Origin of the sequence: Microbacterium testaceum StLB037 (genome assembly GCF_008763945.1) — a bacterium.
GTDB classification, from domain to species: Bacteria; Actinomycetota; Actinomycetes; order Actinomycetales; family Microbacteriaceae; genus Microbacterium; species Microbacterium testaceum_G.
In genome coordinates, this window is sequence record NZ_VTQH01000007.1 from 1,337 (window position 1) to 2,800 (window position 1,464).

The 1,464-nt window shown below is 51.3% G+C and carries 2 rRNA genes (1 of these 2 running past the window's edge); both read left to right on the forward strand.

From position 1 onward, the window contains the following. Positions 1-1,337: ribosomal RNA gene (locus tag F9B98_RS15750) — 23S ribosomal RNA — on the forward strand (its annotated part extends 1,336 nt beyond the left edge of the window); the annotation flags it as partial. Between the two features lie 67 nt (positions 1,338-1,404). Continuing rightward, a 5S ribosomal RNA gene (rrf, locus tag F9B98_RS15755) occupies positions 1,405-1,464 on the forward strand; the annotation flags it as partial.

Below are 1,464 nucleotides of genomic sequence, written 5' to 3' on the forward strand. Positions count from 1 at the left end.
TCTCGAGTCGTTGATTTCACACTGCCGAGAAAAGCCTCTAGATAGAGATTAGGTGCCCGTACCGCAAACCGACACAGGTAGTCAAGATGAGAATTCTAAGGTGAGCGAGCGAACTCTCGTTAAGGAACTCGGCAAAATGACCCCGTAACTTCGGGAGAAGGGGTGCTCTTTAGGGTGCAAGCCCAGAAGAGCCGCAGTGAATAGGCCCAAGCGACTGTTTATCAAAAACACAGGTCTCTGCTAAACCGTAAGGTGATGTATAGGGGCTGACGCCTGCCCGGTGCTGGAAGGTTAAGAGGAGTGGTTAGCTTCTGCGAAGCTACGAATCGAAGCCCCAGTAAACGGCGGCCGTAACTATAACGGTCCTAAGGTAGCGAAATTCCTTGTCGGGTAAGTTCCGACCCGCACGAAAGGCGTAACGATTTGGGCACTGTCTCAACGAGAGACTCGGTGAAATCATAGTACCTGTGAAGATGCAGGTTACCCGCGACAGGACGGAAAGACCCCGTGGAGCTTTACTGTAGCCTGATATTGAAATTCGGCACAGCTTGTACAGGATAGGTAGGAGCCTTTGAAACGTGAGCGCTAGCTTACGTGGAGGCGTTGGTGGGATACTACCCTAGCTGTGTTGGCTTTCTAACCCGCACCACTTATCGTGGTGGGAGACAGTGTCAGGCGGGCAGTTTGACTGGGGCGGTCGCCTCCTAAAAGGTAACGGAGGCGCTCAAAGGTTCCCTCAGAATGGTTGGAAATCATTCATAGAGTGTAAAGGCATAAGGGAGCTTGACTGCGAGACCTACAAGTCGAGCAGGGTCGAAAGACGGACTTAGTGATCCGGTGGTTCCGCATGGAAGGGCCATCGCTCAACGGATAAAAGCTACCCCGGGGATAACAGGCTTATCTCCCCCAAGAGTTCACATCGACGGGGAGGTTTGGCACCTCGATGTCGGCTCATCGCATCCTGGGGCTGTAGTCGGTCCCAAGGGTTGGGCTGTTCGCCCATTAAAGCGGTACGCGAGCTGGGTTCAGAACGTCGTGAGACAGTTCGGTCCCTATCCGTCGTGGGCGTAGGAAATTTGAGAGGAGCTGTCCTTAGTACGAGAGGACCGGGATGGACATACCTCTGGTGTACCAGTTGTCGTGCCAACGGCATAGCTGGGTAGCTATGTATGGACGGGATAAGTGCTGAAAGCATCTAAGCATGAAGCCCCCCTCAAGATGAGATTTCCCAACTTCGGTTATAAGATCCCTCAGAGATGATGAGGTTAATAGGTTCGAGGTGGAAGCGTGGTGACACGTGGAGCTGACGAATACTAATCGATCGAAGACTTAATCAATTTTTTCAAGTTTTGCGACGCAAATCTTTACTTACTATCTAGTTTTGAATGTATAATCATTCATTTGTCTGGTGACAATGGCAAGGAGGTCACACCTGTTCCCATGCCGAACACAGAAGTTAAGCTC